At 69.5% G+C, this 13974-nt stretch carries 13 protein-coding genes; 3 read left to right on the plus strand and 10 right to left on the minus strand.

Features of this window, described 5'->3' with window-relative positions:
* Nucleotides 1-13 precede the first annotated feature (13 nt).
* Nucleotides 14-787 carry a sulfite exporter TauE/SafE family protein gene (locus ASG69_RS11860; protein WP_056444919.1) on the plus strand — a complete coding sequence of 258 codons (774 nt, stop codon included), beginning with the start codon at nucleotides 14-16 and terminating at the stop codon, nucleotides 785-787.
* 78 nt (nucleotides 788-865) lie between these two features.
* On the opposite strand, the gene ASG69_RS11865 is transcribed toward ASG69_RS11860, so the two are convergent.
* Genes ASG69_RS11865 through ASG69_RS11885 form a run of 5 tightly spaced genes read right to left on the minus strand, consistent with a single transcriptional unit; the run spans nucleotide 866 to nucleotide 6849 of the window.
* Nucleotides 866-2890 (minus strand): ribonuclease J, encoded by a 2025-nt coding sequence (locus tag ASG69_RS11865; RefSeq protein ID WP_082544490.1) that lies wholly within the window; start codon nucleotides 2888-2890, stop codon nucleotides 866-868.
* Nucleotides 2890-3846 carry a 4-hydroxy-tetrahydrodipicolinate synthase gene (gene dapA, locus ASG69_RS11870; protein WP_081821173.1) on the minus strand — a complete coding sequence of 319 codons (957 nt, stop codon included), beginning with the start codon at nucleotides 3844-3846 and terminating at the stop codon, nucleotides 2890-2892. The genes ASG69_RS11865 and dapA overlap by 1 nt, the downstream gene beginning before the upstream one ends.
* Before the next feature lie 57 nt (nucleotides 3847-3903).
* The gene (gene thyX, locus ASG69_RS11875; protein ID WP_056444922.1) at nucleotides 3904-4677 is read right to left on the minus strand and encodes an FAD-dependent thymidylate synthase; all 774 of its coding nucleotides are present in this window, start codon (nucleotides 4675-4677) and stop codon (nucleotides 3904-3906) included.
* A 26-nt stretch (nucleotides 4678-4703) separates the two neighbouring features.
* Nucleotides 4704-5945: a winged helix-turn-helix domain-containing protein gene (locus ASG69_RS11880; RefSeq protein ID WP_056445297.1), complete on the minus strand. Its 1242-nt coding sequence runs from the start codon at nucleotides 5943-5945 to the stop codon at nucleotides 4704-4706.
* Complete coding sequence (locus tag ASG69_RS11885; protein ID WP_056444925.1) at nucleotides 5938-6849, minus strand: DMT family transporter; 912 nt, start codon at nucleotides 6847-6849, stop codon at nucleotides 5938-5940. Before ASG69_RS11885 ends, ASG69_RS11880 begins: the two co-directional genes overlap by 8 nt.
* Before the next feature lie 122 nt (nucleotides 6850-6971).
* Here ASG69_RS11885 and ASG69_RS11890 point away from each other — a divergent pair, with 122 nt between their 5' ends.
* Together ASG69_RS11890 and ASG69_RS11895 are read left to right on the plus strand one after the other, a co-directional pair.
* Nucleotides 6972-7742 (plus strand): trans-aconitate 2-methyltransferase, encoded by a 771-nt coding sequence (locus tag ASG69_RS11890; protein ID WP_056444928.1) that lies wholly within the window; start codon nucleotides 6972-6974, stop codon nucleotides 7740-7742.
* Nucleotides 7743-7780: 38 nt separating this feature from the next.
* Nucleotides 7781-8434, plus strand: a complete 654-nt coding sequence (locus ASG69_RS11895) for a DUF3105 domain-containing protein (protein ID WP_056444933.1) — start codon at nucleotides 7781-7783, stop codon at nucleotides 8432-8434.
* On the opposite strand, the gene ASG69_RS11900 is transcribed toward ASG69_RS11895, so the two are convergent.
* The 5 genes from ASG69_RS11900 to ASG69_RS11920 all read right to left on the minus strand — a co-directional run bounded on the left by ASG69_RS11900 (nucleotide 8435) and on the right by ASG69_RS11920 (nucleotide 13974).
* A complete protein-coding gene (locus tag ASG69_RS11900; RefSeq protein WP_027505105.1) occupies nucleotides 8435-8887 on the minus strand; it encodes a flavodoxin family protein in 453 nt (150 codons plus the stop codon).
* On the minus strand, nucleotides 8884-9306 hold the full coding sequence (locus tag ASG69_RS11905; protein WP_197027766.1) for a hypothetical protein: 423 nt from the start codon (nucleotides 9304-9306) through the stop codon (nucleotides 8884-8886). The genes ASG69_RS11900 and ASG69_RS11905 overlap by 4 nt, the downstream gene beginning before the upstream one ends.
* A 70-nt stretch (nucleotides 9307-9376) precedes the next feature.
* Nucleotides 9377-10129, minus strand: coding sequence for a 4-hydroxy-tetrahydrodipicolinate reductase (gene dapB, locus ASG69_RS11910; protein WP_027505103.1), 753 nt, complete (start codon nucleotides 10127-10129; stop codon nucleotides 9377-9379).
* Nucleotides 10130-10164: 35 nt separating this feature from the next.
* Nucleotides 10165-11271 (minus strand): zinc-binding dehydrogenase, encoded by a 1107-nt coding sequence (locus tag ASG69_RS11915; protein ID WP_056444936.1) that lies wholly within the window; start codon nucleotides 11269-11271, stop codon nucleotides 10165-10167.
* A gap of 9 nt (nucleotides 11272-11280) precedes the next feature.
* Nucleotides 11281-13974, minus strand: coding sequence for an MGH1-like glycoside hydrolase domain-containing protein (locus tag ASG69_RS11920; protein WP_056445300.1), 2694 nt, complete (start codon nucleotides 13972-13974; stop codon nucleotides 11281-11283).

Genomic DNA, 13974 nt, shown 5'->3' on the forward strand with positions numbered 1-13974 from the left:
TACGGTCGCCGGTGTGCCCGTCTCCGAAATAGTCCTCGTGCTGCTCGCGGGGTTCGCCGCCGGTGGCATCAACGCCGTCGTCGGGTCAGGAACGCTCATCACGTTCCCCACTCTCATCGCCTTTGGTTACCCACCCGTCACGGCGACCATGAGCAATGCGATCGGACTGGTGGCAGGCAGCGCCTCCGGCGCATGGGGCTACCGACGCGAACTACGCGGCCAGTGGTCGCGGTTGCGCTGGCAGCTCCCCGGATCGCTGCTCGGCGGCGTGCTCGGTGCCTGGCTCCTGCAGCACCTGCCCGAGAAGACCTTCACCGCCGTGGTTCCGGTGCTGCTGATCCTGGCGCTGGTCCTGGTGGTCACCGGCCCCCGCATCCAGGCCTGGGCCCAGAAGCGCTCCGAGCCGGACACCGCCGCCGGGATCGGCCGCGGACGCTTCGTGCTGCTGGTGATCGGGACGTTCGCCGTGGGTGTCTACGGCGGCTACTTCACCGCGGCCCAGGGCATTCTGCTGATGGGCGTCATGGGCGCGTTGCTGCCGGAGAACATCCAGCGCATGAACGCGGCCAAGAATCTGCTGTCGCTCGTGGTCAACGTCGTGGCGGCGGCATCGTTCATCATCTTCGCCTTCGACCGGATCAGTTGGGCGGCAGCCGGTCTCATCGCCGTCAGCTCCCTGATCGGCGGCGCGGTGGGAGCACGGTACGGCCGGCGTCTGTCACCGCGGGTGCTGCGTGCCTGCATCGTCCTGCTGGGCCTCGTCGGTCTGTACAACCTGCTCGCCTAGCCGGCCGACGACGGGGCGAGAGACACGACAGGCCGGCGCCGGGGTGTCCCCGGGGCCGGCCTGTCGAGTGCGACCGTGTCAGCTCGGCGTGACCTCGAGCACGGTCGGCACGATCATCGGCTTGCGGCGGTACTTGTCCGCCACCCAGCGACCGACGATGCGGCGGACCGACTGCGCGATGCGGTGCGTGTCCCGCACACCCTCGCCGGCGAGACGCACCAACTCCGCCTCGACCAGCTGCGCCGCTTCCTTCAGTGCCGCGGGATCGTCGGAGAAGCCGCGACCCGAGACCTCAGGAGTGCCGACGGACTTGCCGGTGGTGGTGTCCACGGCCATGGTGATGGCGATGAAGCCGCCCTCACCGAGGACGAGGCGGTCGGACAACGTCGAGTCACCCACGTCGCCGACGGACAGGCCGTCGACGTACACGTGGCCCACCGGCACCTGGCCGACGATCTCGGCGAGGCCGTCGACCATGTCCACGACGACGCCGTCCTCGGCCAGCACCACGCGCTCCTCCGGCACACCCGTCGACACCGCGAGAGCGGCATTGGCGCGCAGGTGCCGCCACTCGCCGTGCACGGGCATCGCGTTGGTGGGACGGACCGCGTTGTAGAGGTACAGCAGCTCGCCGGCCGACGCGTGGCCGGAGACGTGCACCTTGGCGCTCTGCTGCGTGACCACCTTGGCGCCACGCTTCGCGAGCCCGTTGACGACGGCGAACACGGAGTTCTCGTTGCCGGGGATCAGCGACGACGCGAGGACGACCAGGTCGTCGGCACGGATGTTGATCTGACGATGCTCACCCCGCGCCATCCGGGACAGCGCGGAGAGCGGCTCGCCCTGCGAGCCGGTGGAGACCAGGACCAGCTTGTCGTCCGCGAGCTTCGTCGCGGTGTCCATGTCGACCTCGACACCCGAGGGCACCGTCAGGTACCCGAGCTCCTGGGCGATGGCCATGTTGCGCACCATCGACCGCCCGACGAAGGCGACCTTGCGGTTGTAGCGGTGTGCGACGTCGATGACCTGCTGGATGCGGTGCACGTGGCTCGCGAACGACGCGACGATCACGCGGTTCCTGGCCTTGCCGATGACCGTGTCCAGGACACCGCCGATCTCACGCTCGGGCGTGACGAATCCGGGCACCTCGGCATTGGTGGAGTCCACAAGGAAGAGGTCGACACCCTCGTCGCCGAGTCGCGAGAACCCGCCGAGATCGGTCAGGCGGCCGTCGAGCGGCAGCTGGTCGAGCTTGATGTCGCCGGTGTGCAGCGCGACACCGGCATCGGTACGGATGGCGACGGCGAGCGCGTCGGGGATCGAGTGGTTGACCGCGAAGTACTCGAGCTCGAACGGTCCGTGGTTCGTGCTCTCGCCCTCGCGCACCTCGACGAGCTTCGGCTTCTGGCGGTGCTCACGGCACTTCGCCGCCAGCAGCGCCAACGTGAACTTGGAGCCGATGACCGGGATGTCCGGGCGCAGGCGCAGCAGGAACGGCACGGCACCGATGTGGTCCTCGTGACCGTGGGTGAGCACCAGGGCGACCACGTCGTCCATCCGGTTCTCGATGTGACGGAAGTCCGGGAGGATCAGGTCGACACCGGGCTGTGCGTCCTCGGGGAAGAGCACACCGCAGTCGACGATGAGCAGCTTGCCCTTGTGCTCGAAGACCGTCATGTTGCGGCCGATCTCGCCGATGCCGCCGAGAGCGACGATGCGGAGACCGTTCTTCGGTGCCTTGGGCGGAGCTCCGAGTCGCTGCGTCTTGTCCACGACCGTGCGCGCATCGGGTCGCTGGATGGCAGCGGAGTTCTGCGGGGTGCGCGCGGGACGCGACCGAGGACCGCGGCCCCCACCCGAGCCCGAGTTGCCGTTCGACGATCGCGAGCCGCCCGACTGGCGGTCGCGGCCGGTCGGCGCGTCCTTCACGGGCGCCTCCTTCACGGGAGCGGCTTTCGCCGGCGCCTGCGCCGCGGGGGCATCCTGCACGGGCGCGGCCTCGGCCTTCGGTGCAGGAGGAGCGGGCTGCTGTTCCTGCGGAGGAAGTTCCGCGGGCGGTCCGGCACTACGGGTGGCACTGCGCCGCCTGGGCGGTCGAGTCATCAAAGAACTCCTGCACGGTGAAGATCGGCTGCCAGAGCATCGATCTGATCGGTGGACGGTGGAACTTGTGGCAGACGGGGCTCCCCCACGTCGATGCCGAGAAGTCGAAGGCCCGCCTTGGAGCCCGTGACGCCGCCGAGTCGGGCGAACGACCGCACGATCGGGAGCAGACCGACGTTGATGGCCTGCGCTGCGGCGATGTCGCCCGCGGCCCAGGCGGAGTGGAGATCCCGGAGCTTGCCGGGCACGAGGTGCCCGATGACGCTGACGAAGCCGACGGCCCCGACGGACAGCCAGGGCAGATTGAGCGGGTCGTCGCCCGAGAAGTACTCGAGACCGGTCGAGGCGATGAGTTCGGCTCCCGCGGCGAGGTCGCCCTTCGCGTCCTTGACGGCGAGGATGCGCGGATGATCGGCGAGGCGACGCAACGTCTCCGTCTCGATCGGCACCACCGAGCGGGGCGGGATGTCGTACAGCATGACGGGCAGATCGGTCGAGTCGGCCACGGCGACGAAGTGGGCGTACAGGCCGGCCTGCGGCGGGCGCGAGTAGTACGGGGTGACGACGAGCAGTCCGTGTGCCCCGGCGTCGGCGGCGGCACGAGCGAGTTCGATGCTGTGCGCGGTGTCGTTGGTACCGGCGCCGGCGACGATGCGAGCGCGATCTCCGACGGCAGCGACCACGGCGCGCAGCAGGTCGGCCTTCTCGCGATCCGTCGTGGTCGGCGACTCGCCCGTCGTTCCCGAGATCACGAGGCTGTCGCACCCGCTCGAGACCAGATGCGCGGCCAGTGCGACGGAGGCGTCGATGTCGAGAGCACCGTCCGGAGTGAACGGTGTCACCATCGCGACGGAGACGGCACCGAACGGCGAGGGCGTGCTGCTCGTCTGCACTCGTGCCGCAGTGTCGACAGTCCCCGCAGCGTCGACAGTCCTCGCGGTGTCACCGATGGTCATGGTCAGGAAGGTTACCCGGTCCCCGTCCGGCCGCCGGACCCCCACGACCCGCGCCGCCTATTCCCCCGCGTACGAACTCCTGGCGACTTCCGTTCCGTCGGCCAGTGTCTCGATCTCGAAGTCGGCGAAGACGTCGGGTGCGGCCTCGACGAGGCGCCGCAGGCAGGCCACCGCAAGCCGTCGGATCTCGAGATCCGCGTGCTCGGAGGCCCGCATGGTGACGAAATGCCGCCACGACCGGTAGTTCCCGGTCATCACCAGGCGCGTCTCCACGGCGTTCGGGAGCACCGAGCGCGCGGCCTGCCGCGCCTGCTTCCCGGCGACGACCGCAGGCGAGTCCGCACCGGTCTCCGCTTCGAGTGCGGACAGCAACGCGTCGTACGCGGCACGGGACGAGTCGGTCGCATTCTGGAACAACTCACGCAACGTCGCGTCGGACTCGAGAGCTGGAGGCACGACCATCAGCGCGTCGCGTTCGGACACCGAACGCTGGGAGAGCTGCGAGAAGGAGAAGTGGCGGTGCCGGATCAACTCGTGACTACAGGAGCGTGAGATGCCGGTGATGTAGAAACTCGCGGACGCGTGCTCGAACACCGACCAGTTCCCCACGGCCAGTAGGTGGTTGAGATACCCGGCGTTGGTCGCGGTGCGCGGATTGGGCTTCGACCAGCTCTGGTAGCAGGCCCGGCCGGCGAACTCGACCAACGCCTGACCGCCGTCGGCGTCGGTCTCCCACGGCACCTCCGACGGAGGGGTGAAGGACGTCGCGGCCACGAGCTGAACGGACAACGGGGCACCGGCTCGATGCTCTGAGACTGGACGCTGGGACATTCGACACAGACTATGGGGTGGCGGCGTCATCGAGAGACGGCGCGTACCTCGCGGCCCAGGTCGGCCGCGAGATCACCACGGTCACCGACCACGACGTCGGCCACGTCCAGCCATCGAGCCATCTCCGTCACCGACGCGGCCAGCGCCGCCGCCACCTCGCCACGGCGGCCGCGGGCGTCGACGGAGGGCTCGGTGAACGCACCGGGCACCGTGAGCACTCCGGCGGAGCGATCGACCCGGATGTCGACGCGGGCGACGAGCTCGTCGTGCAGCAGGAACGGGAAGACGTAGTACCCGTACGTCCGCTTCGGCTCGGGCGTGTAGATCTCGATGCGGTAGTGGAAGTCGAAGAGACGCTCGGTGCGCGGACGCCCGAAGATCAGCGGGTCGAACGGGCACAGCAGTGCGGCCGACTCGACCGACCGCGGTACCCGGGTGTCTCGATGCAGGAAGGCCTGATCCCGCCACCCGGTCACGGTCACGGGCACCAGCACGCCCGCGTCCACCAGGTCGGCCACGGCCCGAGTGGTCTGGGCCGCCGACAGCCGGTAGTGATCGCGCAGGTCGGCCGCCGTGGCGACCCCCATCGCCTCGGCCGACTTCTCGACGAGCTGACGCACCGCGTCCACCTCGTCCACCCGTCGCGACACGACGTCCGGGGGCAGCACGCGCTCGGCGAGGTCGTACAGCCTCGTGAACCGTTCCCGCCGCGGTACCGACAACACGCCGCCGGCGAAGAGCTGTTCGCACACCACCTTGACGTCACTGTGGTCCCACCACGACCCCTTGGGGCCGGGTCTCCGGCGATCCAACAGAACTTCGAGCTCTCGCGCGGTGACGGGCCCCTGGTCGCGGATCGCGTCGAGCACGTCCTCCACCAGTCCGGGACTGCGCGCAGCGACCCTCGCGGCGCCGCCCCACCGACCGTGCTCGTACTGATCCATCCGCCACCGCATCAGCGGCCAGTCGGCGACGGGCAGGAATGCCGCCTCGTGCGCCCAGTACTCGACGAGCAGGCGCGGCGATCGCGCCGTGTCGGTCCATGCCGCATCGTCCAGCGCCTGACGGTCGTAGGGGCCGACACGACTGAACACCGGCGCGTAGTGCGCCCGCACCGCCGCGGACACCGAATCGATCTGCAGCAACTTCGTCGAGCGCACCACACCCGCCACCGCGCGCCTGCCGGAGACCGCACCGGACCGCGCTCGACCGAAGCCCTGGGCCGCGACGGCCGTGCGACGCGCTGCCGCCGCGGACAGCTCACGCATGGGCACCGCCCGCGTTCGTCCGGGCGTGGGTCACTCCGGCGTCGACGACGGACACCAGGAGCAGCACCGCACCGACGGCGCCCACCGCCGTGAGTCGTTCGTCCAGCAGGATCACTGCGAGGACGGTACCGGTGAGAGGTTCGAGGAGTGCGACGACCGCCGCCGTCGACGCCGCCGCGGTCCGCAGTCCGCGGAAGTACGCGCTGTAGGCCACAGCCGTCGGGACGAGGGCGAAGCTGAGCACGAGGAGAATGCTCGTCACCGACACGACCGGGAGCAGCGCCGTGCGGTCCGTGGCTGTCGCTGCCACCGCGAGCAGCGCCCCGCCCAGCACGAACGACCATCCGGTGACGACGGTGTCGTCGCCCTGCGCGGCATGTCGACGACCGACGAGGGTCATCGTCGCGAACGCACTGCCCGACACCACCGCCAGAGCGCCACCCACGACGGTGGACCGCAGATCGCCGTCGGCCGGGGAACCGACTAGCAGCCCGAGCCCCGCGACACCGACGACGACGGTCCGCACGACGGCACCCGCCGGGCGGCGACGTGACGTCAGCGACTCCACGAGGACGACCACCACCGGAGCCGACCCGATGGTCACCAGGGTCGCGGCCGCCACGCCCGCCGTGACGGTGGCCGCGAAGTAGGCACCCTGGAAGACCGCGGCGAGTGTTCCGATGACGGCGATGCGACTCCACACAGGTCGGCCGCGCGGCAGGACGCCCCCGGTCGTGGCCACGACCGCGAGGAGCATCAGCCCGCCGAGGCCGAGCCGGTACGCGGCGACCGCGGTGGACGGGAGGTCCGCGGAGCGACCCAGCGCGGTTCCGAGAACACCGCCGGTCCCCCACAGCACGGCGGCGACGACGAGCAACGCCACACCGGATCGCGGGTACTGCACCGGCAGCCTCCTCACCCTCACGTGTCCAGCGACCGTAGCGCCGGTGGACAGTGCTGCTCACTCCGGCGTAGCGTGCGTAACAGTACAAGCGTACTGTTTGCCGGCCCGTCGAAGGAGCCATCATGTGGAGCCCGTCCGACTACCTCACCTTCGCCGACGAGCGCACCCGTCCGTTCCGCGAACTGCTCGCACGCATCTCTGTCGGGAGTCCCCGGCGCGTCGCCGATCTCGGCTGCGGCCCGGGCAATGCGACGGCGTTGCTCGCGCACCGCTGGCCGGACGCCGCCGTCGAGGCGTCGGACAACTCGCCGGACATGGTCGCGGCCGCGCGCGCTGCCGGTCTGGACGCCACCGTGCTCGACGTGCGGGACTGGGTGCCGTCCTCCGACACCGACGTCGTCGTCTCCAACGCGACTCTGCAGTGGGTGCCCGAACACCGGGAACTGCTGGCGCGCTGGCCCGGCCAGTTGCCGGACGGTGCCGTGATCGCCGTCCAGATGCCCGGCAACTTCGATGCACCGTCGCACCGCATCATCCGGGACCTCGCGACATCGGACGCCTGGGCACCGCGACTTCCCACTCTCGAGCTGCGGCACGCGAACGCCGTGGACGATCCCGAGCAGTACGCCGACCTGCTGGCCGCCCGGGGTTGCGCCGTGGACGCCTGGGAGACCACGTACGTCCAGCAACTCCGTGGTGCCCGGCCCGTTCTCGACTGGGTCTCCGGCACCGCTCTCACCCCGATCTTCGACCTCCTCGACGAGAAGGGTCGGGACGAGTTCCGCGACGACCTCGCTCCGTTGTTGGCCGAGGCCTACCCGGCACGATCCGACGGGACCACCTTCTTCCCGTTCCGACGCGTCTTCGTCGTCGCGGTGGTGCGGAACGGCTGACGAGCAGGACGGTGCGGCCGGACGGATACTCTCGAATCATGCATCGGTCGGCGCTCGTTCCCCTGATCCTGTCGGCCGCCCTCCTCGCCGGGGGCTGCGGCAGGGCCGTCGAGGGACGTCCGACGGCCGACGCGTGGGTGCCCACCGCCGACAATCCCGACCCCTCTCTCGCGCTCGACGGCATCGAGGTGGTCGACTACCCGCCCGCCTACCACGTACTGCCGAACTACCGTGTGGCGTACGCCTTCTCACCGCCGATGGGTGGTCGACATGACAACGCGTGGGCGACGTGCACCGGCGTGGTCTATCCGGAGGCCGTGCGCACCGAGAACATGGTGCACTCCCTCGAACACGGTGCCGTGTGGATCGCATACGACCCCGAAGCGCTCGACGACAACGAGATCGCAGCGCTGGCCGCGCGGGTGGAGGGCGAGCCGTACCTGATGATGTCGCCGTATCCGGGCATGGATCGCCGGATCTCGCTGCAGTCGTGGGGGCATCGCCTGGCAGTGGAGAGCAGCGACGACGAGCGCATCGACCGTTTCGTCTCGGCACTGCGCCTGAATCCGAACACTTTCCCGGAGCCCGGCGCGACGTGCGCGACCCTGCCCACCACGTTCGACACGGCGAACCCGCCGGCGTTCGTCGAGAGCGCGCCGGATCCCGCGTCCCCGCTGACCCTTCCGGAGTGATCAGGCAGGCATGATCGTCGCGGCGACCGTGCCACCGAGTTCGACGAGCCGTTCCCGCGCAGCGGCGTCGAACCCGGTCACCTCGACGGGCACCGCGGCCGGCTCGAGGCCCCATCCGCTCACGATGCTCGTCAGTGCGCGCACCGCGCCCGCAGTGTCGTTGTTGCCGTACACCCAGGCGCCCCAGGGCTTTCCGTTCATCGACCCGAGCGTCGGGTAGTACACCGTGTCGAGGAAATGCTTGAGAGCACCGGACATGTACCCGAAGTTCGCGGGAGTGCCGAGGAGGATGCCGTCCGCGTCGACCACGTCGGCGATCGTGGCACCCAGGGCCGGGCGCACCCGGACGTCGACACCCTCGATGTCGGGATCCCGCGCCCCGGCCAGCACCGCCTCGAGCATCTCCGCCATGGGCGGCGACACCGTGTGGTGCACCACCAGCAGGACGGTCACGCGCTCTCGGTGCGCTCGAGTTCCACGGCGCGCCGCATGATCTCGCGTGCGCGCCCGCGATCGCCCGCGTAGTCGTACGCACGGGCGAGACGGTAGTTCGTGCGCCAGTCGTCGGGCGACTTCTCGTACTCCGCCTTGACGTCCGCGAAGAGCGAATCCGCCGCGCCGCGCTCGATGCGCCCCGACGGCATGCGCGGAAGGTCGTCGACGTCCAGCTCGAGATTCTCGTCGTGGATCCGACGGGCCAGGTGCTGGTGCCGAAAACCCGCCCGCAGCGTCGCCGCCACGATCCACAGGCCCAGCAGCGGAAGGATCAGCACACCGATACCCAGCCCGATGTTCACCGGACCGCCGAGCTGGATGAAGTCGATCCCCCGCCCGCCCAGGATGACGAAGTAGACGCCGAGAACCAACACCATCACGGCGATGATCGCGACCACCCGCGAATACTTGCTCACTCCGACCGTCCTCCTGACTTCCCGCTGCTCATCACAGATCCATCAGCGGTTCGATGCCCAACGTCAATCCGGGCCGCGCCGCGATGGACCGGACGCCCAGCAGCACACCGGGAGTGAAGGAGGTGCGGTCGATCGAGTCGTGCCGGATGGTGAGAGTCTCGCCCTGCGTTCCCAGGAGCACCTCCTGGTGCGCCACCAGACCGGCGAGGCGCACGGAGTGCACACGCACTCCGTCGACGTCGGCGCCGCGCGCACCGTCGAGTTCGGTGGTGGTCGCGTCGGGACTCGGGCCCACTCCCGCCGCGCGCCGCGCGTCCGCGATGAGCGCCGCCGTGCGGTACGCGGTGCCGGACGGCGCGTCCGCCTTGTTCGGGTGGTGCAGCTCGATCACCTCGACCGAGTCGAAGAAGCGTGCCGCCTGCTGCGCGAACGCCATCGACAGCACGGCGCCGATGGCGAAGTTGGGAGCGATGAGCACTCCGGTCGCGGGCGAGTCCGCGAGCCAGGACCGCACCTGATCGAGTCGCTCGTCGTCGAACCCGGTGGTGCCCACGACGGCATGGATCCCGGCGCCGATCAGGTACTGCAGGTTGTCCATGACGACACTGGGATGGGTGAAGTCGACCACGACCTGCGCGCCGTTCTCAGCGAACGTCTCGAGCCGGTCGTCCTTGTCCACGCGAGCGACGAGCTCCGTGTCGGCCGCGGCCTCGACGGCCTCGCACACCGCCTGGCCGACCTTGCCGGCCGCGCCGAGTACTCCGACACGTATCGCCTCTGTCACCTGTTCACCCCTCACCTGGAACTGTCGGGGACAGCCTAGTGGTCGAACTCGATGACCTGACGAATCGCCTTGCCGTCCGCCAGTTCGTCCATCGCCCGGTTGATCCCGTCGAGCGTGATGCGTGAGGACACCAGTTTCTCCACCGGGAAGCGGCCCTCGCGCCACATCTGCTCGTACGTCGGAATGTCCCGTTCGGGAACGGCGGACCCGAGGTAGCTCCCGACGATGGTCCGCGCCTCGGCCACGAGCGTGAGGGGCGAGATCGACGCTCGGGCGTCCGGCGACGGCAGGCCCACTGTCACGGTGGTGCCGCCCGGAGCAGTGGCAGCGAGAGCGGTCTCGAAGGCGCGCGCGTTGCCGGCGGCCTCCACGACGATCTGGGCACGCACGCCGGACTCGGCCAGTTCCTGCGGGGTGTACACGGACGTGGCGCCCAACTCGCGGGCCGTCTCCAGCTTCTCCGGCATCGAATCGACCCCGATGACGTCGCCCAGTCCGAGCGAGGCCGCGGTGAGCACCGCGGCCATGCCCACTCCGCCGAGCCCCACCACCATGATGGTGTCGCCCTCGGTGGGGGACGCGGCGTTCAGCAGTGCGCCGCCGCCGGTGAGCACCGCGCACCCGAGCACCGCGGCGACGGCCGGCGGGACGTCGTCGCCCACGGGCACCACCGACCGGCGGTCCACCACCGTGTGCGTCGCGAAACCGGACACCCCGAGGTGGTGCTTGATCTCGACGCCGTCGCGGCGCAGCCGCACGTCTCCGCCGAGCAGAGTGCCGGCGTTGTTGGCCGCGCTGCCGGGGATGCACGGTGTGCGCCCGTTCGACCGGCACCCCGAGCACTCACCGCATCGAGGCAGGAAGGTCATCACCACGCGCGTGCCGAGCGCGAGATCGACCCCCGGGCCGACGCCCTCGACGATGCCCGCGGCCTCGTGCCCCAGCAGCATCGGGACGGGGCGCACGCGGTTGCCGTCGACCACCGACAGATCGGAATGGCACAGCCCCGCCGCCTCGATGCGTACGAGGATCTCCCCCTCGCCGGGAGGATCGAGCTCGAGCTCGGACACCGTCAGGGGACGCGACTCCGCGAACGGCCGCGAACGGCCGATCTCTTCCAGGACAGCTCCGCGAATCTTCATGCCGCCACGTTAACCCGGCGGCGTCGGCGGTTGCGGCACTCTGGGATTGAGAAGATGCGCGACCAGCGCGGTCCAGCCGGTCTGATGGCTGGCGCCGAGCCCCTCTCCGGTGTCCCCGTCGAAGTACTCGCTGAAGGTCGGATGTTCCGACCACAGCGGATCGTCCGAGGACTCGATGCGATCGCCGTCCGACGGCCGACCGGATCCGCGCACGCGGAACAGGTCCGCGAGGCCGTTCTCGATGATCTCGGCGGCCTCGACCAGGGTGTGCTGCACGCCGGACCCGGTGGGGATCTCGATGGTGAACGTGTCGCCGAAGTAGCGACCGTAGGCGCGGAGCTTGTCGGCGAGCAGCACGTTGACGGGGAACCACACCGGGCCGCGCCAGTTCGAGTTCCCGCCGAACATCGACGTGCGGGACTCCCCCGGCTCGTACTCGATGGACAGTGATCGGCCCTCGACCTCCATCGTGACGCCGTCGCGGTAGGACGCGGACAGCGACCGGATACCGAAGGACGACAGGAACTCGTCGCTGTCGAACATGCGCTCGAGGATGCGCCGCAGCCGATCGGGATCCACGAGGGCGAGGAGCATGCGCCAGGTCCCGTTGTCGTTGCGCGACATCATCGGGGACACCAGATCCGGTCTCCGGTGCTGCAACCACCGCAAGCGAGACGTCAGGTCCGGACACTCCTTCGGCACCCATGACGGGATCTCGGTGGCCCCCAGGATCGGCAGGAGGCCCACCATCGAGCGCACCCGCAGCGGCACCGCGTCACCGTGCGGTGGGGCGAGGACGTCGTAGAAGAATCCGTCCTCCTCGTGCCACAGCGACATCTGCGCCGACCCGAAGGATCCCACGGCCTCCGCGATGGACAGGAAATGCGCGAAGAACTTCGTCGCGACGTCGTCCCAGGCGGAGTCGTGGCGTGCCAGTTCGATCGCGATCTTGAACATCTGCTGGCAGTAGAACGCCATCCAACTGGTCGCGTCGGACTGCTCGAGTCGGAAACCGGGAGGCAGTGGCTCCGAGCGGTTGAACATCCCGATGTTGTCCATCCCGAGGAAGCCGCCCTCGAAGATGTTGGAGCCGCCAGCGTCCTTGCGGTTGACCCACCACGAGAAGTTCAACAACAGCTTGGTGAACACCCGGACCAGGAACTCACGGTCGCGGTGTCCGTCGATGCGGTAGACCTGCCACACCGCCCACGCGTGGACCGGCGGGTTGACGTCTCCGAACTCCCACTCGTACGCGGGCAGTTGACCGTTGGGGTGCATCGCCCACTCGCGACACATGAGCACGAGCTGTTCCTTGGCGAAGTCCGGGTCGACGTGCGCCAGCGGGATGGTGTGGAAGGCGAGATCCCATGCGGCGAACCACGGGTACTCCCACTCGTCCGGCATGGAGACGACGTCCGCGAGCGAGAAGTGCGACCAGGCATGGTTGCGGGCGGTCGCGTCGAGTCGCGACTGCGGCGCCGACGCTCCCACCGGATCACCCTGCGCCCACTCGCGTACGTCGTAGCGGTAGAGCTGTTTGCACCACAGCAGGCCGGCGTAGGCGCGCCGTGCGACGTGGCGGTCGGCCGCGGACAGATCCGGGCCGATGACGTGGTCGTAGAACTGGTCCGCCTCGTACCGTCGGTCGGCGAGGACCGCGTCGAAGCCGGGGCCGAACGTGAACGAGTCCGGCACCGCGGTGCTCAACCGGAGACGGATGCTGCGGGTCTCGCCGGGCGCCACGTCGTCGAGCGAATACCAGAACGCACTCTTCGTCCCCGTGCCGTCCGGATTGACGGCCGACTCGTCGCCCTCGACGATGCGCCGCCCGATGCCGTCCTTCGTCCAGGCCGAGAGGTTCTCCGCGGCGCCGAACAGCTCCACCGCATTGGTCTCGTTGTCGCAGAACAGCACTCGCGCATCACCCTGAGCGGCGAGGTGGTACCGGCCGAGAAAACCGTGCTCCGCACGCACCACGGCCATGTCACCGGGAAGCGCGTCCGCCGTGACGTCGACGATGGAGGCGGTGCGATCGTCGCGCCCCCAGGACCACGTGTTGCGCAACCACAGATGCGGCACCACGTCGACCGATGCGGCCTCGGGCCCGTGATTGGTGACGTCGACGACGATGCACACGTCGTCCGGCGACGCCTTGGCGTAGGTGACGACCACGTCGAAGAACCGGTTCTCGTCCAGCACCCCGGTGTCGGCCAGTTCGAACTCGCGGTCCATGCGTGTGCGCGCGCGGCTCGCCTCACGCAGCCCCTCGTAGGGGTACTCGGCCTGCGGGTAGCGGTAGAGCCACGTCATCCAGCTGTGGGTGGGCGTTCCGTCGAGCGCCCACCAGTACTCCTTGGCGTCCTCGCCGTGATTGCCCTCACCGTTGGTGAGTCCGAACAGCCGCTCCTTGAGGATCGGATCGCGCCGGTTCCACAGGGCCACCGAGAAATTGAGGAAGCCGAAGCGGTCGCAGATGCCCCCGAGGCCGTCCTCGCCCCATCGGTAGGCGCGCGAGCGGGCGTGGTCGAAGGGGAAGGACTCCCAGGCGTTGCCGTCCTCGGAGTAGTCCTCGCGCACGGTGCCCCACTGACGGCCCGCGAGATACGGGCCCCAGGTACGCCAGGCGCTCTGTGCTCCGGGCGATTCGGCGAGCCGAGAGTGCTCGACGGTCGGGTGTGCAGGCTGATCTGCGGCGTCGGTCAC

It is taken from the genome of Rhodococcus sp. Leaf225 (assembly GCF_001426145.1).
Lineage (GTDB): Bacteria > Actinomycetota > Actinomycetes > Mycobacteriales > Mycobacteriaceae > Rhodococcoides.